6 protein-coding genes and 1 tRNA gene are annotated in these 5,442 nt (G+C 56.5%); 4 read left to right on the forward strand and 3 right to left on the reverse strand.

Features of this window, described 5'->3' with window-relative positions:
- Positions 1–455: DUF4440 domain-containing protein (locus QMM04_RS20570; RefSeq protein ID WP_282996896.1), on the forward strand; the 455-nt coding region annotated here is incomplete at its 5' end.
- A 226-nt stretch (positions 456–681) separates the two neighbouring features.
- Here QMM04_RS20570 and QMM04_RS20575 read toward each other — a convergent pair.
- Positions 682–757 (reverse strand) — tRNA-Ile (locus tag QMM04_RS20575).
- Between the two features lie 199 nt (positions 758–956).
- Positions 957–1,739 (reverse strand): SDR family oxidoreductase, encoded by a 783-nt coding sequence (locus QMM04_RS20580; protein WP_211725056.1) that lies wholly within the window; start codon positions 1,737–1,739, stop codon positions 957–959.
- A gap of 137 nt (positions 1,740–1,876) precedes the next feature.
- Between QMM04_RS20580 and QMM04_RS20585 the strand changes: the two genes are divergently transcribed.
- The 3 genes from QMM04_RS20585 to QMM04_RS20595 all read left to right on the forward strand — a co-directional run bounded on the left by QMM04_RS20585 (position 1,877) and on the right by QMM04_RS20595 (position 3,826).
- Entirely contained in the window at positions 1,877–2,464 is a 588-nt protein-coding gene (locus QMM04_RS20585) for a TetR/AcrR family transcriptional regulator (protein ID WP_282996897.1), read from the forward strand.
- The gene (gene mug, locus QMM04_RS20590) at positions 2,461–2,976 is read left to right on the forward strand and encodes a G/U mismatch-specific DNA glycosylase (RefSeq protein WP_058771358.1); all 516 of its coding nucleotides are present in this window, start codon (positions 2,461–2,463) and stop codon (positions 2,974–2,976) included. Before QMM04_RS20585 ends, mug begins: the two co-directional genes overlap by 4 nt.
- Before the next feature lie 88 nt (positions 2,977–3,064).
- Positions 3,065–3,826, forward strand: coding sequence for a substrate-binding domain-containing protein (locus QMM04_RS20595; protein ID WP_282996898.1), 762 nt, complete (start codon positions 3,065–3,067; stop codon positions 3,824–3,826).
- Positions 3,827–3,874: 48 nt separating this feature from the next.
- Here QMM04_RS20595 and rpoD read toward each other — a convergent pair.
- Positions 3,875–5,442: RNA polymerase sigma factor RpoD (gene rpoD, locus QMM04_RS20600; protein ID WP_282996899.1), on the reverse strand; the 1,568-nt coding region annotated here is incomplete at its 5' end.

Here is a 5,442-nt window from a genome sequence, read left to right on the forward strand (position 1 = left end):
ATCTTTCGCCGCTGGAATCACCTCAAGAAATTGCAGGATACATTTCCAATTTCGCAGCTTCGGTTGAGAGGAGCGATACTGTCCATCGATCGCCAGCTGAAACCATTGCTGCATTTGATGAAGCATTTAATGCCGGAAATATTGACGCATTGATGTCTGTTTTCAGTAACCGTGCCTCGATGAGAATGCCCAGCAATGTTGTCATCGAAACTGATCCTTATGCATTGCGTATGGCTTTTACCACGTTGATAGCATCAAGGCCAATTATCAGAAACCAGATCCATACTCTTATCCCTTCAGGTGACCTTATTCTTGCCATCATTAAATGGTCGCTGACTACGACATTAGAAGACGGCACTCAAAGAGATGATTGCGGCGTCGCCACACAGGTGATGGAACAAGGGGCGGATAAGGGCTGGCGGATACGCATTTCAAACCCGACGGGAATTAACTGACTGGTCAATGTCCGCTTTTGCTCAAAGCGGACATTGCGCTTGCTGAAGAGCTTTATGCCACAGATGGCCTGAGCGTTAAGTAGCCTTAGGGTGAAATTAGCTTAAAGCAAAATTGACTGAATATAGGGTGGGTGAATCACTACTTTGCTCTACTTCAGGCCGGTATCCTATAAGTATCCTGGAAAACCAGCTTAATGGTAGCTTTTGAGGTAAGTCATTGATAAGTTGGTGGCCCCTGCTGGGTTTGAACCAGCGACCAAGCGATTATGAGTCGCCTGCTCTAACCACTGAGCTAAGGGGCCAGCGGAGCGGGGATTATAAAGTATCTCGGTGGGGCGATCCAGCGTTGCTCAATCGGTTGGTGAAAATTCCCGCAGTCACTGAGTCCTTGATCTCACAGCAAAAAATCCCCGAGCCCTGGCAGAAGCGGGCAATAAGCGCCCACTGCTGTCGCGTTTTTGAGACAAGGCTTGCTGCTGCCTTGTCTCCGGATGCGCAGGTTCAGCGATAGCGCGTGGCGGGCTTATTCAGCGAGATAAACGGCAGGATGGCACCGCGCGCCTGCTCAAAGCTTTGCCACAGGCCCATATCTTCCACCGAAGGGATAGTGATCGCTTCGCCGTCATCCAGACCGCGCAGCGCGGCGGCGACTAAGTCGTCGACCTCCATTACCATCTCTGCCGGCAGGTCATCCACCGAGCGCCCGGTGCGCTGAAAGATTTCGGTGCGCGTCAGGCCCGGCAGCAGCGCCTGCACGCGTACGTTGTGGCCCGCCAGCTCACGCTGCATATTCCGCGTCAGCGAGAGCACAAAAGCTTTCGTCGCATTGTAGGCCCCGTTTGCCTGTTCGTTGACCAGCGCCAGTACCGACGCCACGTTCACGATGGTGCCCGCGTTGCGGCTGCGGAAAACCTGCGCGGCCGTGTGAGAGAGCTGCGTCAGCGCCACCACGTTCAGTGCCAGCATGGTTTGCGTCTGGTCGATGCTGGCGTCGATAAACTCGCCTTCCACCGTCATGCCCGCGTTGTTGATCAGCGTGGTAATACGCGTATTGTCCCGCAGCTCGCTATCAATACGCGCCAGATCTTCATGGCGCGTCAGATCCGCAGCCAGCACGCTGACTTCCACGCCGTGCGCTTCGTGCAGCGACTGCGCCAGTGCGCTCAGACGTGCAGCATCGCGCGCCACCAGAATCAGGTCGTTGCCGCGTGCAGCCAGCTGTTTTGCGTAAGTTGCGCCGATACCGCTGGAAGCGCCGGTGATTAAAGCCAGTTGGTGTGACATGGGAAAAGCCCTCTGTATGATGGTCGTCATATTGGTGTGCTGATAATATGGCGACCATCATATCTATCGTCAAGCTGGAATATGACGATCGTAATAATTACACTGATTGCCATTAACGATGAGCAGGGTAACAACCGATGGAAAAGCTAAGCCATAAGGCGCGCACGCGGCAGCGCATTCTGGAAGAAGCGGCGGTGGTGATGCGCGAATGCGGCACCGAAGGCATTGGCGTGGCAGCGCTGATGAAGCGCGTCGGCCTGACGCACGGTGGGTTTTATGCGCACTTTGCCTCGCGTGAAGCGCTGGTCGAAGCGGTGATTAGCGAGATGTTTGCCGACTCGGCGCAGCGTTTTTCCGCCGTGCTGGCGATAGAGGATCCGGCTGAACGGCTGAACCAGTGGATCGACCGCTATCTGTCGGACCAGCACTGTGGCGCGCCGGGCGAGGGCTGTCCGATACCGGCGCTGGTCAGCGAAGTGGCACATTTACCGCCTGATGCGCGGGCGCTGTTTTCGGCGAAGCGCGAAGCGGTGCGGCGGCAGCTGGTGCAGGCGCTGGAGCAGCTGGGACATGCGCAGGCGGAAAGCATCGCCAGCAGCATGCAGGCCGAAATGGTCGGTGCGCTGGCGCTGGCGCGCGCCTGCACCGATGAAGCGGAAGCGCGCCAGATGCTGGAGGTGACGCGTCAGGCAGTTAAACTGCGCGCCGGGCTGGTGACAGCATGAGCGATCACGACATCCGCGACATCATCGCACCCGATTTGCAGGTGCTGTTCTGTGGCATCAATCCGGGCAAATCCTCGGCGCATACCGGTTTTCACTTTGCGCATCCTGGCAACCGCTTCTGGAAGGTCATCCATCAGGCCGGATTCACCCGCGAGCAGCTGCTGCCGGAGCAGGAACAGCGGCTGCTGGAGACCGGCTGCGGCATCACCATGCTGGTAGAGCGCCCTACCATTCAGGCCAGCGAGCTGGCGGGCGCGGAGCTGCGTGACGGCGGTGCGCGTCTGCAGGAAAAGGTGCTGCGCTTTCAGCCGCGCGCGCTGGCGGTGCTGGGTAAGGATGCGTTTCAGAAGGCGTTTCGTCAGCGCAATGTGGCGTGGGGCGAGCAGCCGCAGCTGCTGGGCGAAACCCGTTTATGGGTGCTGCCCAATCCCAGCGGATTAAACCGCGCTTCGCTGGAGGAGATGGTCGCCGCTTATCGCCAACTTCATGATTGGTTACAGAATAAGGCGTGAGCTGGCTCTGTTTCATCAGGTAATAACGTTGTTCATCGTTTTGTTTCTGGCTACACCGGATGCTCCACGCAAAAAAAGGAGCAGGGAGATGAAGCAACGCACCATGGTTCTGGCGGCACTGCTGCTGCTGGCGCAACCGGGCGTCCATGCCGCAACGCTGAAGGTATTCAGTTCCGGCGGTATGTATCCGGTAATTGAAAGCCTGAAGCAGGATTATCAGCAGCAGAGCGGCGATAGCATTAAGCTGGAAGCGGCGCCGTCGATGGGTGATACGCCGCAGGCGATTCCTAATCGCCTTAAACGCCATGAAAGCGCCGACGTGCTGGTGATGGTGGATTACGCCATCAAGCCGCTGGAGCAGGCGAAATGGGTGGATAGCGCCAGCCATCAGGTGCTGGCGCACTCGTACATCGCCATGGCGGTGAAGCAGGGCACCACGCCGCCGGATATCAGTACCGTCGCGAAGTTCAAACAGGTGCTGACCTCCGCCTCAAGCATCGCCGTGTCTGACAGTGCCAGCGGCAAATATATTCAGAGCAAGATGCTGGATAAGCTGCAGCTGGGCCCGAAAACGGCGGCGAAGATTACCGTGATTCCGGCCACGCCGGTGGGTGAGGCGGTCGCGCAGGGCAAAGCCGAGCTGGGCTTTCAGCAGAATAGCGAGCTGAAGGCGGTGAAAGGCATTACTATCGTGGGACTGATTCCGCCGGCGGCACAGCAGGATACGCTGTACGGTGCGGTGATCACGCGCAGCAGCCAGCAGCAGCAGGCCGCGGCGAAGTTCGTGAAATACCTGCAGAGCGACAAGGCGCGCAGCGTGATGCAGGAGAAAGGGCTGACGCCATACTGAAGACAATAAAAAACCCCGGCTAGCCGGGGTTTTTACTGACCAGGACGATTAATCGTCGAGGAAGCTACGCAGCACTTCCGAGCGGCTCGGATGGCGCAGTTTACGCAGCGCTTTGGCTTCAATCTGACGGATACGCTCACGCGTTACGTCAAACTGTTTACCCACCTCTTCCAGCGTGTGGTCGGTGTTCATATCGATACCGAAACGCATACGCAGGACTTTCGCTTCACGTGCAGTCAGACCCGCCAGCACGTCGTGGGTGGCTGAACGCAGGCTTTCTGAGGTAGCAGAATCCAGCGGCAGCTCCAGCGTGGTGTCTTCGATAAAATCGCCCAGATGTGAATCTTCATCATCACCAATCGGCGTCTCCATAGAGATCGGCTCTTTAGCGATTTTCAGCACCTTACGGATTTTATCTTCTGGCATCAGCATACGTTCGGCCAGCTCTTCCGGCGTTGGCTCACGGCCCATCTCTTGGAGCATCTGGCGCGAAATACGGTTGAGCTTGTTAATGGTCTCAATCATATGCACCGGAATACGGATGGTACGCGCCTGGTCGGCGATGGAACGGGTGATAGCCTGACGGATCCACCAGGTGGCGTAAGTTGAGAACTTATAGCCACGGCGATATTCAAACTTATCCACCGCTTTCATCAGACCGATGTTGCCTTCCTGAATCAGGTCGAGGAACTGCAGGCCACGGTTGGTGTACTTCTTGGCGATGGAGATCACCAGACGCAGGTTAGCCTCAACCATCTCTTTCTTCGCACGACGCGCTTTGGCTTCGCCGATCGACATACGACGGTTGATGTCTTTCACCTGCTCAATGGTCAGGCCGGTCTCTTCTTCAATCTGCAGCAGTTTCTGCAGCGAACGCATGACATCTTCTTCCACTTCCTGCAGTTTTTCCGACCACGGTTTGTTCATGGCCAGTGCCGCTTTGAACCAGCTCTCACTGGTTTCATTACCGGTAAACAGGGTGATGAAGTTTTTCTTCGGCATTTTGCACAGTTCAACACACAGCTTCATGATCAGGCGCTCTTGCGTGCGCACGCGCTCCATCATTTCACGCATGTTGTTCACCAGGTAATCGAACTGCTTCGGTACCAGGCGGAACTGTTTGAACACTTCAGAGAGATTATTAATCTCGGCCACGGCGTCCGCATGGCTGCGGCCTTTGGCTTTGATCACGTTGCGCGTAGTTTCGTACTGCGTACGCAGGTCGTTAAACTTTTCGCGCGCCAGTTCCGGATCGATAGAGTTATCATCATCAGAGCTGTCGTCGTCGCTCTCTTCGTCTTCCTCTTCGTCGTCGTCGCGGTCTTCTTCTGACAGCTCAGAACCAACGTGGGTCGCGGTCGGTGCCAGATCTTCCTCGGCGTTCGGATCGACGAAACCGGTGATCAGGTCAGACAGGCGTGACTCGCCCGCTTCAACGCGATCGTACTGATCGAGCAGGTAGGTGATTGCTTCCGGGTATTCGGCGACAGAGCATTGCACCTGGTTGATACCGTCTTCGATACGCTTGGCGATGTCGATTTCGCCTTCACGCGTCAGCAGCTCAACGGTACCCATTTCACGCATGTACATGCGCACCGGGTCGGTGGTACGGCCAA

Origin of the sequence: Pantoea sp. Pa-EAmG, assembly GCF_030024295.1 — a bacterium.
GTDB lineage: Bacteria > Pseudomonadota > Gammaproteobacteria > Enterobacterales > Enterobacteriaceae > Pantoea > Pantoea dispersa.